The following is a 19652-nucleotide window of genomic DNA, read 5'->3' as shown; positions in this document are numbered from 1 at the left end:
AATCCCGGAGTATTTTTGCAAAGATGAAAGGGCGCTGGTCATGAGGATTGCCTGTCCGCTCTGCGGTGAAAGAGACCGCCGCGAATTCTATTATAAGGGTGCCGCACTTGTGCGCCCGGCTGCGGGGGCCGGTCTGGACGCCTGGCATGAATATGTGAACTTGCGCGAGAATCCGGCAGGGCCGCTGGATGAGCTGTGGTACCACGAGATGGGCTGCAACTCCTGGCTCAAAGTGACCCGTGATACTGCGACCCATGAGATTCTGGCTGTGCAGCTGGCGGCCGAGGCCGGGCTGGGAGGTGAACCATGAGACTTCCCGGAAAAGGGCTGAATCAGGGCGCAAAACCGATTACTTTCGCCTTCAACGGCCGCCATATGATGGGGCTGGAGGGCGATACGCTGGCCGCTGCCTTGCTGGCAAATGATGTGCATCTGATGGGGCGGTCGTTCAAATACCACCGTCCGCGCGGGGTGCTGACCGCCGGCAGCGAGGAGCCGAACGCGCTGGTGACCATCGGCACCGGCGGCCAGCAGGATCCCAATCTGCGCGCCACCCAGCAGGAGATTTTCGAGGGGCTGGAGGCCCGCAGCCAGAATTGCTGGCCCTCGGTCGAACGCGATGTGATGGCGGTCAATGATCTGGCGGCACCTTTCTTTACCGCGGGGTTCTACTACAAGACATTCATGTGGCCGGCGGCGTTCTGGGAAAAGATCTATGAACCGCTGATCCGCAATGCGGCGGGGCTAGGCGCGTTGTCCGGCGAGGCGGATCAGGACCGCTATGAGAAAGCCTTTGCCTTTTGCGACGTGCTGGTGATCGGTTCCGGGCCTGCCGGGCTGATGGCGGCGCTGACCGCGGGCCGGGCCGGGGCCGATGTGATCCTGGCTGAAGAAGACAGCCGCATGGGCGGCCGTCTGCTGGCTGAGCGCGAGGAAATCGGCGGCAAGCCTGGCCATGAGTGGGCCGCTGATGTGCTGGCTGAGCTGGAGGCGATGGACAATGTGCGGCTGATGACCCGCACCGCTGTCACCGGCGCCTATGATCAGGGCACCTATGGCGCGCTGGAGCGCGTCTCGCATCACCTGCCGCGGCGCCATTCGCTGAAGGGCGGCCATCTGCCGCGCGAATGTTTCTGGCGGATTGCGGCCAAACACGCGGTGCTGGCGGCGGGTGCGATTGAGCGCCCGGTGGCCTTCCGCAACAACGACCGGCCGGGCATCATGATGGCGGGCGCCGTGCGCGCCTATCTGAACCGCTGGGGCGTGGCGCCGGGGGAGCGGGTGACAGTCTTTGCCAACAATGACCAGGCCCACCGCACAGCGCGCGATCTGCATGACGCTGGCGTGCATATCGCGGCGGTGATCGACAGCCGCCACGAGGCGCCGGACGGCGGACCCTATCAGGTGATCAAGGGGGCGCAGGTCTGCGGCTCTGCCGGCCGGCATCGGGTGGAAAGCATCACCGTGCGCTCGGTCAAGGGCGAGGAGAAGATCCAGACCGATTGCCTGGCGATGTCCGGCGGCTGGAATCCGTCGGTGCATCTGACCTGCCACCTGAACAGCCGCCCTGTTTGGAAACGCGATGCGCTGGCCTTTGTGCCCGCTGAGAGAGCTGTGCCGGGCATAGTCACGGCAGGCGCCTGCAACGGCACGTTCTCCACCGCTGGGGCGCTGCGCGAAGGCGCTGAGGCTGCTGGCAAAGTGGTGGAGGCGCTGGGCCTTAAATCCACCGTTTCCGACCTGCCGGATGCGGAGGATGATCCCTACCGCATCGCCGCCTTGTGGGCGGTGCCGGGCAAGGGCCGGGCCTGGCTCGACTTCCAGAACGACGTGACCGTCAAGGATGTGAAACAGGCCGCGGTCGAGAATTTCCGCTCGGTCGAGCATATGAAGCGGTACACTACCCAGGGCATGGCGACCGATCAGGGCAAGAACTCCAACGTTGCGGCATTGGCGGTGCTGGCGGATGCAACGGGCCGGACGATCCCCGAGACCGGCACCACCACCTTCCGCCCGCCGTTTGTGCCGGTGTCGCTAGGCGCGATGGGGGCAGGGGCCACGGATGAGGGCTTCAAGCCGCAGCGCTTCCTCACCTCGCACGCCGAAAGCGACGCGCGCGGCGCGCATCAGCTGGAAGTGGGCCTGTGGTACCGCGCCGCCTATTACCCGAAGCCGGGGGAAACCAGCTGGCGCCAGTCCTGCGACCGGGAAGTCACTATGGTCCGCAAGGCTGTGGGCATCTGCGATGTCTCCACTTTGGGCAAGATCGACATACAGGGTACCGATGCGGGCAAGTTCCTGGATCACCTCTACACCAACACCTTCAGCACCCTGAAGGCGGGCAAGGTCCGCTATGGGCTGATGCTGCGCGAGGATGGCTTCGTCATGGACGACGGCACCACCGCGCGGCTGGGGGAGAACCATTATGTGATGACCACCACCACCGCCGCTGCGGGGCAGGTGATGGCGCATATGGAGTTTGTCTCCCAGGCGCTGTACCCGGAGTGGGATGTGCGCTTCACCTCAGTGACCGAGCAATGGGCACAGTTTGCCGTTGCGGGGCCGAAGTCGCAGGAGCTGCTGAACGGCCTGCTGGACGAGGATGTGAACGGCGAAACCTGGCCCTTCATGGGCTGCGGCGAGGCCACGGTGATGGGCGTCAAGGGGCGGCTGTTCCGGATCTCCTTCTCGGGTGAGCATGCATATGAGGTTGCGGTGCCTGCACGCTATGGCGAGAGCCTGTTCCGTGAGTTGCTGAAGCGGGCGGAGGCGATGGGGGGCGGAGCCTATGGCATGGAAGCGCTGAATGTGCTGCGAATCGAGAAGGGCCTGATCACCCATGCCGAGATTAACGGCACCGTGACCGCCTTTGACCTTGGTCTGCAGGGGATGATGTCCAAGAAGAAGGACTTTCTCGGTAAACCCATGTCCACCCGCGAGGGGCTGATGGCCGAAGACCGGATGCGCCTGGTGGGATTGAAGCCGGTTGGCGCGGCCAAGGAAATCACCGCCGGTGCGCATCTGTTCAACCCGGGCGACCCGGTGGAGCGGATTTATGACCAGGGCTATGTGACTTCGGCCGGCTATTCGCCGGCTTTGGGGCATCCCATCGGCCTTGCCTTTCTGAAAGAAGGGCCGGAGCGGATCGGCGAAACCGTGCGCCTGATCGACCATATGCGCGGTGCTGATACCCTGTGCGAGGTTGTATCCCCTGTGTTCTTTGATCCCGAAGGAGACCGTGCCCGTGGCTGAACTGACTGCAAAGAGCCCCTGTGAAGGGCTGCTGCCGGCAACAATCGGCGGCATGAGCCTGACCGAGGAGCACCTCGGTAATATCTGGTCCGTGGCGCCCTTCAAAGGCCAGCGGGAGGCGCTGAGCAAGGCGCTGGAGGCGGCGCATGGCATGTCCTTCCCGGCCCCGAACCGCGCCACCGGAAAGGCGGGCAGCCGCGCGGTCTGGTTCGGGCGGGACGCAGCACTGCTGATGGGGCCTGCGCCGGAGGATAAGCTGGCCGCGCACGCCGCGCTGACGGATCAAAGCGACGCTTGGGCCGTGGTGCGGCTGGAGGGCGCGGGCGCCGAGGACGTGCTGGCGCGCCTGGTGCCGGTCGATCTGCGCGGGGCGGTGTTCAAGCGCGGCCATACCGTGCGGGCCGAGCTGAAGCACATGATGGCGTCAGTGACGCGAACCGGTCCGCAGGCGTTTCAGATCATGGTGTTCCGCTCGATGGCGAAAACGCTTGTGCATGATTTGAAAACAGCGATGGAAGCTGTCGCGGCGCGGGGGTAATCTCTGGGGATCACCAACTGATTCCCGGAGCGCATCTATGATCCGCATCGCCCTTGCAGCCGCCTTGCTGGCGGCTCCGGCCTATGCTTCTGAAACCAAAGAACAAAGCTGCAAATACCAAGGGCAGGTCATGGCTGCAGTGCAGCAGGCGCGGCTGGACCGGGTGAAACAGCAAGAGGTGGAGCAGGCGATTCTGGAGAGCGAACCGGACTGGCCTGAGACCTATTCCAAGGCGATCCCGCAGCTGACGAGCCATGTCTACGCGATGAAGCGGCGCGACCTGAAGAACGCCGACCTCGGTGCGCTGTTCGAGGAACAGTGCCTGCAGAACTGGGATCAGATCCAGTCGATGCAGAACCAGCTGAAGTCGAACTGATATGTCCCTGCCGCCCGGCTTTCTGGATGAATTGCGCACCCGCATCAGTATCTCTGATGTTGTCGGGCGCAAGGTCATGTGGGATCAGCGCAAGTCGCAGCCGGGCAAAGGGGACTTCTGGAGCCCGTGCCCCTTCCACCACGAAAAGACCGCCTCTTTCCATGTCGAGGACCGCAAGGGATTCTATTATTGCTTCGGCTGCCACGCCAAGGGCGATGCGTTGAAGTTTGTTCAGGAAACCGAGAATGTCGGTTTCATGGAGGCGGTGGAGATCCTGGCGCAGGAGGCGGGCATGGAAATGCCAAAGCGCGACCCGCGCGCGCAGGAGAAACAGGACCGCCGGGCCCTGCTGGCGGAGGTGATGGAACAGGCGGTGCAATTCTTCCGCCTGCAGCTCAAAACCAGCGCTGCCCATGACGCCCGCGGATATTTGCAGCGCCGCGGGCTGACCGCGCAGGCGCTGGATCGCTGGGAGATCGGCTTTGCCCCTGATGGCTGGCAGAACCTGTGGGATGCCCTGCGCGGCAAAAACGTCCCCGAGGACCTGATCATCGGCGCGGGCCTGGCCAAGCCATCGAACAAGGGCGGCAATCCTTATGACACGTTCCGCAACCGGATCATGTTCCCAATCCGCGATGCGCGGGGCCGGGCGATTGCCTTTGGCGGCCGTGCGATGGACCCCAATGACAACGCCAAATACCTGAACTCGCCGGAGACTGAGCTGTTCGACAAGGGCCGCAGCCTGTATAATCACGGGCCTGCCCGGGCTGCCTCCGGGCGGGGGTCTTCGCTGATCGTGGCCGAGGGCTATATGGATGTGATTGCGCTGGCTGAGGGCGGTTTTCAGTCTTCTGTTGCGCCGCTGGGCACCGCGATCACTGAAAACCAGCTGCAGATGCTGTGGCGGATGTCGGACGAGCCGATCATCGCCTTGGACGGCGACAAAGCCGGCATCCGGGCCGCCATGCGGCTTATCGATCTGGCGCTGCCGCTGCTGGAGGCGGGCAAGTCCCTGCGCTTTGCCATCATGCCCGAGGGCAAGGATCCTGACGACATGATCCGCAGCCAAGGCCCGGAGGCGGTGCAGGCGGTGCTGGATCAGGCGATGCCGATGGTCAAACTGCTGTGGCAGCGCGAGACCGAGGGCAAGGTGTTCGACAGCCCCGAGCGCAAAGCGTCGCTGGACAAAAGCCTGCGCGAAAAGATCAAGCTGATCCGCGACCCGTCGATCCGCAAACACTACGGCGAAGACGTCAAGGAGATGCGCTGGCAACTGTTCCGCGGCACCCGCAGCGGCGGCGAAAGCAGTTTCCAGCAGCGCGGTTCCCGCGGCGGCGGCTTCCGCGATGGCACCCGTCCGCCCTGGAAGCCCGGCAAGGGATTTGGCCCGATCCCGCAGCCGCGGGCAACCACCCGCGCCTCGCTGGTGGCAGGTGCCGAGGACGAATATTTTGCTGCAATGCGCGAAGCGGTGATCCTGGCCACGGCGATCACCACCCCGGCTGTGATCCCCGAATTCGAGACCAGCCTGGAGCGCCTCCAGTGTGCCGACCCGGATCTGGCGGCGCTGCGCGACATGGTGCTGCGCCACGGTATCAGCGCACCGGAGCGTCTGCGCGAGGAAATCGACTGGTCTTTGGGGCCGCATGCCCTTGAAAACCTCTTTGGCCTTCGCCATGTCGGAATTACCCCTTGCCTGCGCAAACCCGGCGACACCGAGCTGGCCAGCATGACCCTGGCCGAGGAGTTTGCAAAGCTGGAAGCGCGGCGCGGGCTGGACGCGGAACTGGCGGAGGCCGAAGAGGATCTGGGCGGCCTTGCAGATGAGGCGCTGACCTGGCGGTTGCGGCAGGCAGCCGAGGCCAAGAACAAGGCGGTGCGCAGCGAGAATGAGGACCAGGCGCAGTATGATGTGGGCGAGAACGGCGCGCGGCTCAACCGCGATGAGCGCGACGCATTCGGCGCCCTTTTGGACCGGATCGGCTTTTCCGGTAAATGACGCAGATCGGATGATTCTGCGTTTTGCTAAGGAAGAGCACAGGAAAATTGGGTAAACGGGGTGACGAATCAGAGAATCGCGCTAATGATTCGCGCGACCCGAATCGCCCCGCAGCCCCTGAGTAGGAGCATTGAATGGCCGCCAAAGACACCGACGACCGCAAACCTGACGATCAGGATGCCGAAATCTCACTCGACATGAGCCAGACTCAGGTCAAGAAGATGATCGCGGAGGCCCGCGAGAAAGGCTACATCACCTACGATCAGCTCAATCAGGTTCTGCCGCCGGATCAGGTCAGCTCGGAACAGATCGAAGACGTGATGTCGATGCTCAGCGAAATGGGCATCAACATCATCGAGGACGAAGAAGCCGAGGAAGAAGAAAACAAGGGCACCACCGACCTTGTGACCACCGAAGGCCCGCGCGAGGTTGCGCTGGCCGGCGCCCAGGCTGAAAAGCTGGACCGCACCGATGATCCGGTGCGTATGTACCTGCGCGAGATGGGCTCGGTTGAGCTGCTGAGCCGGGAAGGCGAGATAGCCATCGCCAAGCGGATCGAAGCCGGCCGCAATACGATGATCCTGGGGCTGTGCGAAAGCCCGCTGACCTTCCAGGCGATCACCATCTGGCACGACGAACTTTTGTCCGAAGATATCCTCCTGCGCGACGTCATCGACCTGGAGGCCACCTTCGGCAACCAGCTGGACGAGGACGGCGAAGAGGAAGCGCCGGTTGTCGATACCGCGGCTGTTGCAGCAGCCAAGCCGGCCAAGGATGAAGGTCCGGAACTGGACGCCGACGGCAATCCGATCGCCAGCGATGACGACGATGACGAAGATGAACAGGCCAACATGTCGCTGGCCGCGATGGAGGCCGCGCTCAAGGACCGGGTGCTGGTCACGCTTGAGCGGATCTCGACCGACTTTGCCCAGCTGTCCGAGATGCAGGACAGCCGGATCTCGGCAACCCTGAACGAGGACGGCTCCTTCAGCACGCAGGACGAGGCGACCTATCAAGCGCTGCGCTCGGAAATCGTCGAACTGGTGAACGGGCTGCATCTGCACAACAACCGGATCGAGGCGCTGATTGACCAGCTCTACGGCATCAACCGCCGGGTGATGCAAATTGACAGCGCGATGGTCAAGCTGGCCGACCAGGCCCGCATCAACCGCCGCGAGTTCATTGACGCCTACCGCGGCCGCGAGCTGGACCCGAACTGGCTTGCCGACATGGGCGAAAAGCCCGGCCGCGGCTGGCAGATGTTCATCGAACGCTCCACCGGCAAGGTCGAGGAACTGCGCGCCGACATGGCCCAGGTCGGCCAGTATGTCGGTCTGGATATCTCGGAATTCCGCCGCATCGTGCAGCAGGTTCAAAAGGGCGAGAAAGAAGCCCGCCAGGCCAAGAAGGAAATGGTTGAGGCCAACCTGCGCCTGGTGATCTCGATCGCCAAGAAATACACCAACCGCGGGTTGCAGTTCCTGGATCTCATCCAGGAGGGCAACATCGGCCTGATGAAGGCGGTGGACAAGTTCGAATACCGCCGCGGCTACAAGTTCTCGACCTATGCGACCTGGTGGATCCGCCAGGCGATCACCCGCTCGATCGCGGATCAGGCGCGCACCATCCGGATCCCGGTCCACATGATCGAGACCATCAACAAGCTGGTCCGCACCGGCCGCCAGATGCTGCATGAGATCGGCCGCGAGCCGACGCCGGAAGAACTGGCCGAAAAGCTGCAGATGCCGCTGGAGAAGGTCCGCAAGGTGATGAAGATCGCCAAGGAGCCGATCAGCCTTGAAACCCCGATCGGGGACGAGGAAGACAGCCAGCTGGGCGATTTCATCGAGGACAAGAATGCAGTGCTGCCGCTCGACAGCGCCATTCAGGAAAACCTCAAGGAAACCACCACCCGGGTTCTGGCGTCGCTCACCCCGCGTGAGGAGCGGGTTTTGCGGATGCGGTTCGGCATCGGCATGAACACCGACCACACGCTGGAAGAAGTCGGCCAGCAGTTCAGCGTGACCCGTGAACGGATCCGCCAGATCGAGGCCAAGGCGCTCAGGAAACTGAAGCACCCCAGCCGCAGCCGCAAACTGCGCAGCTTCCTGGATCAGTAAATTTAAAAGGCGCCCCGCGGGGCGCCTTTTTTGTTGGAGGAAGTGCATCATGCTCGATGGGTATGAAGGGGAAACCTCCTTTGCCGACCTGTTGACTGGGGCGGTGGACTTGCCGCAGGAGCAAGGGGTCTATGCGGTGGTGGTGCCGCGCGGATTTACGGTTTCGTTTTTGCCTAGCAGCGCCGGTGGCCGATTTAAGGGCAAAGACCCGACGGTGCCGATCTACAGACTGCAAGAGAAATGGGTGGAGGGTGCTGAAATCCTGTATTTTGGCAAGGCTGGCGGCACCGGCCTGAGAGCCACATTGAAGAATCGCATTTTGACATATGCTAAGTTTGGGGCAGGAAAACCGGCCGGGCATTATGGCTGGCGGCTGATCTGGCAATTGGCTGACGCAATGGATCTGACGGTTCAATGGAAGCGAACGTCAGAAGAGCCGCGAGTGGTTGAAAAAAGCCTAATCTCGGCTTTTATGAAACTGCACGGAAAGTTGCCGTTTGCAAATATGACGGGTTAACCAGCTGCCAGATATGCAACCGGTGAGACATCTACTTGAACAAACAGACGGTCCTCTAGTGTCGGAATCTGACAACCTCATCGTCTTTGACGGCACCTGTGTGCTGTGCTCCGGTTTCTTCCGCTTCATGCTGCGCCATGACCGGGCAGGGCGGTTTGCCTTTGCCACCGCGCAATCGCCGCTGGGGCAGCAGCTTTACCGCGAACACGGGCTGCCTACGGATGAGTTCGAGACCAATCTGGTGATCGTCGGCGGCCGCACCTATCAGCGGCTGGATGCCTTTGCCGCCGCAATGCGGGCGCTGCCCGGGCCCTGGCCGGCCTTGTCTGTCTGCCGGTTCCTGCCGGGGCGGCTTAAGGATGCGCTGTACTTCAGCATCGCCCGCAACCGGTACAGGCTGTTCGGCCGCTTTGATACTTGCCTGATCCCTGGCCCTGAGGTTCGTGCCCGGTTTGCCGTTGGAGGCTTCGCCGCATGAGGGATGCATTCGGCGACATCATCGCCGCGCAAAACCTGGAGGTGCCGCCGGCCCTGCTGCGGTTTCATGCGCAGCCGCCGGAATGCAGCCACGGCAGGGTCAAGGTCGCGGGCGGCGGCCGCTGGGCGCGGCTGCTGGCGGGGCTTGCTGGCTTTCCGCCGCCAATGGCCGAAACCCGGTTCCGGCTGGATGTCACGCCGCAGGGCCCGGGCCATGTCTGGCGGCGCGGTTTCGGAAAATTCCTGACCCGTTCGCACCTGCGGTACGACCCGCAATCAGGCAGGGCGGTGGAACGCTTCGGGGTGGTTGAACTGGAGCTGTCCGTCTCGGTGCAGCAGGGGGCAATGGTGGTCGCGGTGGACAAGGCCCGGCTGTTCGGGGTGCCGCTGCCCCAAGCCCTTTGCCCGCAAAGCGTCTCAACCGAATTTGAGACGCCGGAGGGGCATCTGGGCTTTGACATTTCTGCCAGCCTGCCGCGAATCGGCCTGCTGGTGCGTTACAGCGGGTATCTGGTGCTGCCGGAGTTGGATCTGAGGCGTTAACCATTTGCTAACCTCGGCATTGTCCGGCACCTTGGCAGGCTCTAAAATTGGCGCTGTTGCTTATTGGCCTTCCGGGGGAAGAGAATGTCTGCACATTCCAATCTGAACACGGCGCTGCTGGTGCTGACCGAAAAGCTCCAATCGCTGAATGATCTGGTAACCGCGAACCGGTTCATGATCGATGCGCTGGCGGATCAGGGTGACGCGCTAAAGCAAATGGACGGGGTGCAGACCAAGGATATGCTGCGCCGCCAGGCACGGGAAAAGTTCCACCCTGACACAGGCACGGTCCCAAACGCCGCAGCGCTGGCCATCCTCGAAGGCGTGCTGAGCCATCATCAAGACAGTGCAGAGATCATTCCCTTTCCGTCCCGCACCTGAGACCCGCTGTCACACATCTGCGAGAGGCCGCGGCAAAGACGGCACCTGTCTGTTGGAGCCGCTGCCGCCAAACCCTATGTTGAAGCGAACATAGGGATAGTGCCGAATGAAAAACCTCCTTTGCGCAGCAGGCCTGGCTTGCCTTTCTTCCATTGCCGCAGCTGCGGATGCCTTCACCACCAACCGCGGCGTGCGGGTTCTGCCTGTCAATGACACGGTCTATGAAGTGGTGCCGCGCGGATCCGGCGGCACCTGGGATTACTGGTGCGCCGCTGCCGAATACGCCCGCCGCGAGCTGGGCGCTGGCTGGACGGACCGGTTTTATGTGGTGCGCGGCCGCGATGTCAGCGTCACCACCGGGCGCCGGTCCTCGGTGCAATTCACGCTTTACCCGGAGCGGAGCGGTGTCGAGCCCAAGACGGGCTGGCTGTCGCTGGGCTTTCGTCCGGGTGAAAGCATGTCGGTGCAGCAGGGATATGGATACTGCGTCGAAGCCGCCGCCCTTTGATGGTCCGGTCAGCAGGCGAGGCAGCGGGTGCCAGGCGGCTTCCGACGCACCGGCCGCCTGAAAGCTGCGGACTTCAGGTTTGCAATCAGCGACGCCGGACCGGCTGCGAATAAGCTGCAGTGTTCCGCAAGTACTTGTCTTACCGCGTGAGCTGCAAGCCGCGGCAGCCCGCCGGCACCGTTACGGAGAGGGGTCTTTCCGTGCGGCAAGGGGTCCATCAGCCGCCCCTGCCGGACCTGAGGTCAAAGTGCCGTAGAATCCGGTTCTGCTCTGCTGGCAGCGGCGCTGACTGAGGCCGGGCGGGGTTAACCGCCGACACGTGCCAGCCATTGCACGGCAGTGTGACTGGCTTGTGTTCGAATTTTCCCTACCCTTGGAGAGGGACAGCCTGAACCGGCATGTGCCCCGCTAAACGAAAGGGAAATGAGATGAAAATTGCCGCCGCTGCCGCACTCTGTGCCTCGTTATTGCTGGTGGCGTTCCCTGACAGTTCAGCCGCCGGCGCCAGCCGCCACAGTATCCGCGTCAATCCGGTATCCGATGGCGTGTTCGAAGTCATCCCGAACACAGGCAACGGGTATCTCTTCTGGTGCGGGGCAGCGGATTATGCGCAGCGCAGTCTGCGGGTTTCCCGGAACAGCATGTTGCATATCACCCGCGGGCTGGGCCGCAGCGAAACAACCGGACGCCGCTCAGCAGTCCAGTTCACGCTGGACCCGGATTTGGCTCCAGCGGCACCGGCTGGCGGATACGGGTCTGTCAACAGCCTGCAATCTGGTGATACAATGAGTGTTCAGGAAGCATTGGGATATTGCTTTATTCCGTTCGGGCGGCCGTGAGATCAGAATGATCCGCTGCCGTTGCGCGACGGCGGAGAGGGAGGTTGAGATGACCTGTAAAAGATTGTGGCTGTCAGGGATGCTGGCGTTTGCTCTGGCTGTCCCATTGCCTGCATCCGCTTGGCGCGCGATTAACCGGAACGAGGTGCTGCCGGTCTCCGAAGGTGTCTGGGAGGTGATCGCCCGAAGCCGGTCCGGCGCACAGGATTACTGGTGCAGCATCGCCGATTTTGCCATCCGCCAGCTGCGGGCGCCGGTGAACCAGCGGATCTATGTCTGGCGCGGCGAGGGGCCTTCCGTGAACCGCCCCGGGCGCAAGGCGGTGCAATTTGCCTTCGGCCTGCCGCCAGGTGTTCCTGATAGGTCCTCCAGCCTGTCGCTGAATGTGCGCGAGGCAGGTGACAATCTGCGGGTGACAGCTGCGCAGACTTATTGCTACGACCGGCTGCCGGGGCGGGACCGCTGGCTGCCTTAGCCGGCGCCGTCACCGGGCATAGCGGTTGCCAGCCGGGCCGGGTTCAGCCACAAAAGCACTATGCAGCATGAGTTTACCATTCCGACGCGCGGGCAAGGCCTTTATGAGTTTACCCGCGAAGTACGGGCCTGGGTCACTGGAACCGGCCTGCAGGTGGGGCTGCTGACCCTGTTTGTCCGCCATACATCCTGTTCCTTGCTGATCCAGGAAAATGCCGACCCCGAGGTGCAGACCGACCTTGGCGCCTTCTTTGCCCGGCTGGTGCCGCCGTCCTCCGATCCGTCGATGGCCTATCTGCAGCACACTTATGAGGGTCCGGATGATATGCCTGCTCATATCAAGGCGGCGATGCTGCCGGTGAGCCTGTCTGTCCCTGTCAGCGGCGGCGCCCCGGTGCTGGGCACCTGGCAGGGGATCTACCTGTTTGAACACCGCGATAAACCGCATCAGCGGCGTGTGGCCGCGCATCTGGTCTGAACCTCTTTATCTAGCGGCCATAAATCACCTCTACCCAAATTATGGAGGGTAGCCTATAGTTGTGGATAACCGGGCAAACACCGGCACAAACAATAGGCTGACAGGATTGAGGGAGCAGGCGGATGCGCTGCCCATTTTGCGGAAATATCGACACTCAGGTCAAGGATTCACGCCCCGCCGAAGATCATGTTTCAATCCGGCGGCGCCGGTTCTGCCCGGCTTGCGGCGGCCGTTTCACCACCTATGAACGGGTTCAGCTGCGCGATTTAGTGGTGATCAAGACCAGCGGCAAACGCGAGGATTTCGACCGCGACAAGCTGGAACGCTCCATCCGCATATCGATGCAGAAACGCCCGATTGAGCCGGAGCGCATTGATCAGATGATCTCGGGCATTGTGCGGCGGCTGGAAAGCATGGGCGAAACGGATATCGGCTCGAAGAAAATCGGCGAGATCGTGATGGAGGCGCTGGCCCGGATCGACACTGTGGCTTACGTGCGCTTTGCCAGCGTTTACAAAAACTTTCAGGCGGCGGATGATTTCGAGGATTTTGTTCACGAGCTCCGCCCCGGCACCGCGCCGGAAGACTGATGGATTCCGATCACCGTTTCATGGCGCTGGCGCTGTCCCTGGGGCGGCGCGGGCAGGGCAACTGCTGGCCGAACCCAGCGGTCGGCTGTGTGATCGTGCAGGGCGGCCGCGTTGTGGGCCGCGGCTGGACCCGGCCGGGCGGCCGCCCCCATGCCGAAACCGAAGCGCTGGCGCAGGCCGGTGAGGCCGCACGCGGCGCCACCGCTTATGTGACGCTGGAACCTTGCGCCCATCACGGCAAGACTCCGCCGTGCGCGCAGGCGCTGATCGATGCCGGGCTGGCGCGGGTTGTTGCGGCGATCGAGGACAGCGATCCGCGGGTGTCCGGGCACGGTTTTCAGATGCTGCGCGATGCGGGCATCGCGGTGGCCACCGGCATATGGGGGGCACAGGCAGCGCGGGATCATGCTGGGTTCTTTCTGAAGACCGAACAGGGCCGCCCGCTGGTGACGCTGAAGCTGGCAAGCAGTTTTGACGGGCGCATTGCCACCGGATCAGGCCAAAGCAAATGGATCACCGGACCGGAGGCGCGCCGCGCCGTGCACGCAATGCGCGCGCGCCATGACGCGGTGATGGTCGGCGGCGGGACTGCGCGGGCGGATGATCCCTCGCTGACGGTTCGGGACCTGGGTGTGGACCACCAGCCGGTGCGGGTGGTGATCTCCCGCCATCTGGACTTGCCGCTGATGGGGCAGCTGGCCCGTACGGCCAGGGACGTGCCGGTCTGGCTGTGCCACGGTCACGGCGCTGATCATGAGCGGATCCAGGCCTGGGAAGGACTGGGCGCCAAGCTGATCCCCTGCGCCTCTCACGGGGTGCAACTGGACGCTGCGGATGTGTTGCAGCAGCTGGGTCAGGCGGGGCTCACGAGGGTGTTCTGCGAAGGCGGCAGCGCATTGGCGGCATCGTTGCTGGCGTTTGATCTGGTGGATGAGCTGATCGGATTTACCGCCGGACTGGGCATCGGTGCCGAAGGGCTGCCATCGATCGGTGCGCTGGGCATCGGGCGTCTGGACGAGGCGCCGCGGTTCGATCTGGTTGAAACCCGTCCCCTCGGCAAGGACATTCTGCATCGCTGGACCCGCGCGCTGCGCTGATCATCCCTTATTCTGTCAAGACAGGTTCTACCGTCCGGCGGCGGAGCATGTGTCATGCTCCGCTCCCCTTGGGCGGGCTGGCGTCAGTCAGGGTGCCCTGCGGGCGCGGGAGCCTTCCGCTTTGGGCTTGCCGGGGTGGTCAGCGCCACAGATGGGCGTAGGTGGCAAACAGCCCCTGCAGTTTGGACAGCAGCCGGTTGCCGAGGCCTGGATGCGGCAGCCGGCCTTCGCGCAGACGCCTCACGGCCACCTCCACCGGGCAGGGCTGTCCGGTCACCGGGTCGAAATAGCGCGGGTAGTCGATCAGCGCCGCATAGGCGAGGCCAAGAACTGTGACCTGGGCCTGCCGCCACGGCGGCACCGGGGCCAGATCCGTTGTCAGGCCCCAGCCTGCATAAAACGGGGTTCCCAGCGTGGTCACGGGAAGTCCGCGCAGCAGCGCCTCAAACCCCAGAAGAGAGGTCATCGTCCAGACCTCCTGCACCGCGCCCAGCAGGGCCATGGGGTCCGCATGGGAGGCAACCGCATCCGCCAGCCCCTCTGCCGCAACCTGGCCCTTGCGCAGTCCCGCCTCCACATCCGGATGCGGCTTGTAGACAATCACCGCGTCCGGGTTGGCCTGCCGCACCCCGCGCAGCAGATCCAGGTTGGTCTTCACTTCTCCGGCGCCGCAAAGGATCGAGGCGTCATCCTCCACCTGGCCAGGCACCAGGATCCGGTGGCCCTCGGGCAGGGCAGGGGCGGTGCCGCCGAGATTGTACTTCGACACGCCGTCCCGGACCAGAGACCGCACCAGATGCTCGGCCCGCAACTCCTCGGCCTGGCTCATCTCAACCCTGCTGGCAATCAGCCTATCCAGATCCGAGGCGCGGCGCGGGTCGTAGTAGATCCCCTGGCGGTCGGTCACCAGCGACAGGGGCGGCACCAGCTCAGCTCCCAGTCCGCGGGAGCGCAGAAAACCGTCCTCCACCTGCACGGCGCCCTCCTGCGCCGCGTCCGCCTTGCCGGCCCAGACCATCCGCCTGCGCCCGCCGGCCTGCGCTGTGGCCGGGTCTTCGGTGAACAGCATCCGCTTTTCGGCGCCGAAGAACTTCTGCAGCGGCTTGCGTTTCCACAGCCGCATGCCCGAAGCCGCCCAGCCGCAGTGGTCGTCCCGCCAGGCCCGCACCCGAGCCTCCAGATTGTCCAGCACCGTTTCCAGCCCGCATAATTCATCTTGGAACGGGTCGTACCACTTGGGGTAGAGAATCATTGCGGCTGCAAACAGCTGAGCCCGCGTCAGCCGGCGCTGCCTGCGGGCGGGCGGGGCGTCGTCAATGCTCAGCCCCCAACCCGCGTAGAACGGTTGTCCGAAGACACGCGGCTTATGGCCTGCCAGGATTGCTTCAAACCCCAGCTGCGAGGAGACAGTATAAACACCGACGGCCCCCTCCAGCAGCGCCCAGGGCGACATACTGGCGGTGAACAGTTCCACCCGCCCCTGCGCGTCCTTGGCATCGTAATACCCCGACCGGTAACCGCGCAATGTCTCGGGGTGGGTCTTGATCAGCACCCGCGCGCCAGGGTGCTCTTCCTGGGCAAAGGCAAGCATTTCCAGAAACCGCGCCCGATCGGCGCGTGATGCAGCGACCGAGGCGTCGTCGCGCGCCTGATCCGCAACCAGAACATAGCCCGGCTCCGGCGCCGGGGTCGCGGGATCAAAAGCGTTGTACTTGCTGAGATGGGCGTGCTTGAGCCGGGCAATCGCATCGCGTGCCCGGCGCATCAGATGCGCGTCATCCAGCGGATGTCCGGCCAGCATCTGTTCCAGTTCTGACGGCTGCGCCGCGTCGAAATGCACCCCTGCCTGGTCCAGCAGCAGCCCCATGGGCGGCTCGCCTGCACGGCCGGGGTGGAGCGAGCGCAGAAAGGCATCCTCGACCCTGAGCAGCCCGCAGCCGCGCTGTGCGGCGACTGCAAGGCCCCGGTGCGCAGTGGGCGTGGCGCCCCAGATGCCAACCAGATCCTCGGCCTGCGGCAGCCCCAGCCGGATGCGGTGACCGCAAAGCTGCAGGATCCGCCGCACCCGGCGCTGGGTCAGAAAGCCGCCATTGAAAACAAAAAGCCGGGAAGACGTGCTTCCGGCTTCTGTCCGGCCTGGCATCAGGCGCATTTGCTGATTATTCGCCCAGGGCGGCCGAAACGCTCGACAGCGACCCCACCGGCGTCACAAGCAGCGAGATGGTCTTGGTCCACTGGGCGTAGGGCGCTTCGGTGACATAAAGGGTGTCGTCGTCGCGGATCACGAAATCGCGGGCGATAAACAACCCGTTCGGCTGGGTCAGATTCAGCACATAGACCAACCGCTGCGCGCCGATCAGGTCATCGCGGCCCAGCACCTGGTTGGCGATCTCGGCCGGCTCATTGCGCAGCACAAACACCCCGGTCGGATCGGAGGCGGTGGAAATCAGACCGCCGACCTGGGCGATGGCTTCCAGCGCCGAGAGGTCCTGGCTTTCAAACGGCACCCGCGCCTGGGCCGAGGTCGCGCCCAAGGCGGTGAAGGAGCGGGTGTCTTCTTCCACCAGAATACGGTCGCCGCCGCGCAGGGCCACGTCCAGCTCCGGATGGTCGAACAGATCCTGGAACCAGATCTTGCCCTTTTCCTGACCCCGGATCACGGTGACCTGGGCGATTTCCGGCGAGATTGTCACGCCGCCGGCCTGGGCCAGCATCGAGGACAGGGTCCGGGTCGGGCGTTCGATCGGATAGACGCCCTGGCCGCCGACAGCGCCTGTCAGACTGACCGTGGCACCGTCACCGGCCAGACGGCGCACCTGAACCTGCGGGTCGGGGGTCTGGTCTTCGAGCTTTCTGGTGATGGTCTCGCGCAGCTGGTCGGGTGTATTGCCGGAGGCGCGCAAGCGGCCTGCGTAGGGCACGAAAATATAGCCTGCACTGTCGACCTGCACCTCCTCCAGCACGGTGGAGTTGGTGGCCTCGGCCGCCAGCAGCCCGTCATCCACGTTCTCCCAGACCGTCAGCCCCAGCACGTCGCCGGGACGGATGGTGTCCGAGGTGAGCCGGCCCGCAGAGGTGAAGCCGGAAGAAAAGCCAAGGGCCGGAACAACGGCTGTGGCACGGGCGACGCGGTCGTTGACGGAGACGATGAAGGCATCGCCTTCCCGCTGCACGGACCCGGCGAAGATCTGGCGCTTGTTAGGGCCGACCTTGGGCAGGCCGCAAGAGACCGCAAGGGCCAATGCCGTCAGCATCGCCACCGGACGCGCCCAGCGAAGGGAAACGGATTTCACTGCTCGGTCTCCTCGACCAATTATTGTTTGCCTCAAGTTTTAGGGGCAACCTAACCTGCCGGCAGGGAAAAAGCCAGTCTTAGGGAGCGGTTGTGTCAGGTCACCAGGCGCAACTGTTGCCGCGGTGCCGCTTTGCCCAGGCGCAGCGCGTCATAGGGGTCTTCGCCGGCCAGCATCATGTCGGCGACTTGGCGCAGCAGCTGGCGGCGCCCCTCGCGGGAGTAGTAGCCGCCAGGCACCTGCGAGGTTTCCAGCAGGAAGCGGCGGTAATCCTTGTAGGCGCGGCTGTCCGGCCGGCTGGCGGCGGCAAAGAAGTCAGCCAGGGGCTGCTCGGAAACAAACTCGGGCTTGCCGTAAACAGCGCGCCCGAACACCCGCAGCGGAATGCCGCGCCACAGCACCTGCTGGCCGGCGGTGGAGTTGACGGTCACCGCAGTGCGCGCTTCGTTCAGAAGCTGCGCCAGCTTGCCGCCGCGCACATAATGCACCCGGTCTTCGATGCCGTGGTCGCGCGCCAGACGGCGCAGGGTGCGGCGCACCTGGGCGCGGCCGTCCTCCAGCGGATGCGCCTTGATCACCAGGTGATGGTGACGCGGGGCGCCTTCGGCAAAGCCGCGGATCACCTCCTGCAGAAATTCGCCCATGCTGGAGAAGGGGGAATGCATCTGGAAGGAGCTGTCATGCTCCAGCTGCAGCAACGCCAGATGATAGGGGAACCCGCCGTTGCGGATGCGCCGTTCCGCCATCCGCCGCTCCAGCGCCTGGGTTGGCATCAGCAGCAACCGCTTGAGGTAAAGCCGGAATTCCTTGGTCACCGTCAGCGACCGGTGGGGGCGGAAATTGCGGTACCTACGGTTCCGGAACATCACGAACCAGTGGTACAGCGCACCGTAGAACACGTGCTGGCGCATATCGCCCCAATGGGCCGGCGGCAGCGGCGTCTCCATGTCGGACAGCGCCAGCGCTTGCTGCATTTCCGCAACGCCCATCTCCATCAGCCGCGAATGGCCATTGGCGCCGCCGCGCTCGTAAGTCACCCAGTAGGGGCGCAGATAGCCTTCTTCAAAGACATGCACGGTGAGGCCGCGCTGCTGGGCAGCCTCGATCGCGCTGGCGTGAAGGGGGCGGGTGTCGCCATACAGAACAACATCAGTGATGCCGCGGCTATCCAGCAGCCCGGCCAGCACTTCCGGCCAGTCCTGCTGGCTGCCGGTGAAGGGAATATAGCTGTCCTTGCCGCGCCAGAAGGCCTGATCGCCCGCATTGAACCCTACCCGGGCCACATCGCAGCCCGCCGCCCGCAGCATCCGGCCGAGGGCGGAAAAAAACGGCCCGTGCGGGCCCTGCAGGAACAGAAAGCTGCGGTGTTTCATCGGTTGGCTTGGCATCTCAGTGTCAGAAGGGCGGTGGTAGTCTCAAGGATTGATTAACAATTGACTGGGGCGAAACTATGGCTGCAGAGGGCGGTAAGGCAAGCCGGGGCTTGTGGAGCGCGCGCAGCTTGGCTACCTCTGCGGCAGCATTGGCACATCATCTGCGGGGAACGGACCCATGTTTACAGGCATTATCACAGACGTTGGCACCATCGCCGAACTGGAGCAGCAAGGCGACCTGCGTGCCCGCATCCGCACCAGCTATGACACTGCCACCATCGATATCGGCGCCTCGATTGCCTCTGACGGGGTCTGCCTGACTGTGATTGCACTGGGCGAGGACTGGTACGATGTGCAAATCTCGGCCGAGACCGTCTCCAAGACCAATCTGGACTGCTGGACCGCGGGCAAGCGGGTCAACCTCGAGCGCGCTCTGAAAGTGGGCGATGAACTCGGCGGCCATATCGTGTCCGGCCATGTGGACGGCGTCGCGGAAGTTGTGGACCTGAAAGACGAAGGCGACAGCACCCGCGTCACCCTGCGCGCACCGCAGGATCTGGCCCGGTTCATCGCTCCCAAAGGATCGGTTGCCCTGAACGGCACCTCCTTGACGGTGAATGATGTGGATGGCTGTGATTTCGGCATCAATTTCATTCCGCACACCAAGGACGTCACCACTTGGGGGGATGTGGAGCTGGGCAGCCGCATAAACCTGGAAATCGACACCCTGGCCCGCTACGTCGCGCGTCTGCAGGAAGCCGGATAAAACGGCGCAGCCTCTTTCATCTTTCTAAAAA

At 63.7% G+C, this 19652-nt stretch carries 20 protein-coding genes; 17 read left to right on the top strand and 3 right to left on the bottom strand.

The genetic code is table 11. The features are described 5' to 3' along the window. Positions 1-40: 40 nt before the first annotated feature. The 16 genes from METH_RS12545 to ribD all read left to right on the top strand — a co-directional run bounded on the left by METH_RS12545 (position 41) and on the right by ribD (position 14189). Entirely contained in the window at positions 41-310 is a 270-nt protein-coding gene (locus METH_RS12545; RefSeq protein ID WP_024090847.1) for a sarcosine oxidase subunit delta, read from the top strand. Further along, a complete protein-coding gene (locus tag METH_RS12540; protein ID WP_024090846.1) occupies positions 307-3252 on the top strand; it encodes a sarcosine oxidase subunit alpha family protein in 2946 nt (981 codons plus the stop codon). Before METH_RS12545 ends, METH_RS12540 begins: the two co-directional genes overlap by 4 nt. After that, complete coding sequence (locus METH_RS12535) at positions 3245-3790, top strand: sarcosine oxidase subunit gamma (RefSeq protein ID WP_024090845.1); 546 nt, start codon at positions 3245-3247, stop codon at positions 3788-3790. The genes METH_RS12540 and METH_RS12535 overlap by 8 nt, the downstream gene beginning before the upstream one ends. A 37-nt stretch (positions 3791-3827) precedes the next feature. Beyond that, positions 3828-4166 carry a hypothetical protein gene (locus METH_RS12530; protein ID WP_024090844.1) on the top strand — a complete coding sequence of 113 codons (339 nt, stop codon included), beginning with the start codon at positions 3828-3830 and terminating at the stop codon, positions 4164-4166. A 1-nt stretch (position 4167) separates the two neighbouring features. Next, a complete protein-coding gene (gene dnaG / locus METH_RS12525) occupies positions 4168-6165 on the top strand; it encodes a DNA primase (RefSeq protein ID WP_024090843.1) in 1998 nt (665 codons plus the stop codon). A gap of 134 nt (positions 6166-6299) precedes the next feature. Continuing rightward, entirely contained in the window at positions 6300-8285 is a 1986-nt protein-coding gene (gene rpoD / locus METH_RS12520; protein WP_024090842.1) for an RNA polymerase sigma factor RpoD, read from the top strand. Between the two features lie 49 nt (positions 8286-8334). Then, on the top strand, positions 8335-8802 hold the full coding sequence (locus METH_RS12515) for a hypothetical protein (RefSeq protein ID WP_024090841.1): 468 nt from the start codon (positions 8335-8337) through the stop codon (positions 8800-8802). 13 nt (positions 8803-8815) lie between these two features. After that, on the top strand, positions 8816-9280 hold the full coding sequence (locus tag METH_RS12510; RefSeq protein WP_052348704.1) for a thiol-disulfide oxidoreductase DCC family protein: 465 nt from the start codon (positions 8816-8818) through the stop codon (positions 9278-9280). After that, positions 9277-9822, top strand: a complete 546-nt coding sequence (locus METH_RS12505; protein ID WP_044008417.1) for a DUF4166 domain-containing protein — start codon at positions 9277-9279, stop codon at positions 9820-9822. The genes METH_RS12510 and METH_RS12505 overlap by 4 nt, the downstream gene beginning before the upstream one ends. An 84-nt stretch (positions 9823-9906) precedes the next feature. Further along, positions 9907-10203, top strand: a complete 297-nt coding sequence (locus METH_RS12500; RefSeq protein ID WP_024090838.1) for a hypothetical protein — start codon at positions 9907-9909, stop codon at positions 10201-10203. 106 nt (positions 10204-10309) lie between these two features. After that, entirely contained in the window at positions 10310-10711 is a 402-nt protein-coding gene (locus METH_RS12495) for a hypothetical protein (RefSeq protein ID WP_024090837.1), read from the top strand. A 428-nt stretch (positions 10712-11139) separates the two neighbouring features. After that, a complete protein-coding gene (locus tag METH_RS12490) occupies positions 11140-11550 on the top strand; it encodes a hypothetical protein (protein WP_024090836.1) in 411 nt (136 codons plus the stop codon). A gap of 49 nt (positions 11551-11599) precedes the next feature. Beyond that, entirely contained in the window at positions 11600-12025 is a 426-nt protein-coding gene (locus tag METH_RS12485; RefSeq protein WP_044008660.1) for a hypothetical protein, read from the top strand. Positions 12026-12085: 60 nt separating this feature from the next. Beyond that, positions 12086-12502, top strand: coding sequence for a secondary thiamine-phosphate synthase enzyme YjbQ (locus tag METH_RS12480; RefSeq protein ID WP_024090834.1), 417 nt, complete (start codon positions 12086-12088; stop codon positions 12500-12502). A gap of 122 nt (positions 12503-12624) precedes the next feature. Then, on the top strand, positions 12625-13092 hold the full coding sequence (gene nrdR / locus METH_RS12475; protein ID WP_024090833.1) for a transcriptional regulator NrdR: 468 nt from the start codon (positions 12625-12627) through the stop codon (positions 13090-13092). Continuing rightward, entirely contained in the window at positions 13092-14189 is a 1098-nt protein-coding gene (gene ribD, locus METH_RS12470; protein ID WP_084013789.1) for a bifunctional diaminohydroxyphosphoribosylaminopyrimidine deaminase/5-amino-6-(5-phosphoribosylamino)uracil reductase RibD, read from the top strand. The genes nrdR and ribD overlap by 1 nt, the downstream gene beginning before the upstream one ends. 139 nt (positions 14190-14328) lie before the next feature. Here ribD and METH_RS12465 read toward each other — a convergent pair whose 3' ends face one another. From METH_RS12465 to METH_RS12455, 3 genes are all read right to left on the bottom strand, one after another. Further along, positions 14329-16341: a capsular polysaccharide biosynthesis protein gene (locus METH_RS12465; protein ID WP_024090831.1), complete on the bottom strand. Its 2013-nt coding sequence runs from the start codon at positions 16339-16341 to the stop codon at positions 14329-14331. 7 nt (positions 16342-16348) lie between these two features. Next, positions 16349-17443, bottom strand: coding sequence for a polysaccharide biosynthesis/export family protein (locus METH_RS12460; protein WP_425412330.1), 1095 nt, complete (start codon positions 17441-17443; stop codon positions 16349-16351). 134 nt (positions 17444-17577) lie between these two features. Then, the gene (locus tag METH_RS12455) at positions 17578-18870 is read right to left on the bottom strand and encodes a capsule biosynthesis protein (RefSeq protein WP_024090829.1); all 1293 of its coding nucleotides are present in this window, start codon (positions 18868-18870) and stop codon (positions 17578-17580) included. Positions 18871-19033: 163 nt separating this feature from the next. Between METH_RS12455 and METH_RS12450 the strand changes: the two genes are divergently transcribed. Further along, a complete protein-coding gene (locus METH_RS12450) occupies positions 19034-19621 on the top strand; it encodes a riboflavin synthase (RefSeq protein WP_024090828.1) in 588 nt (195 codons plus the stop codon). The last annotated feature ends 31 nt before the right edge of the window (positions 19622-19652 follow it).

The organism is Leisingera methylohalidivorans DSM 14336, assembly GCF_000511355.1.
Lineage (GTDB): Bacteria > Pseudomonadota > Alphaproteobacteria > Rhodobacterales > Rhodobacteraceae > Leisingera > Leisingera methylohalidivorans.
This window is presented reverse-complemented; position numbering and strand designations above follow the sequence as displayed.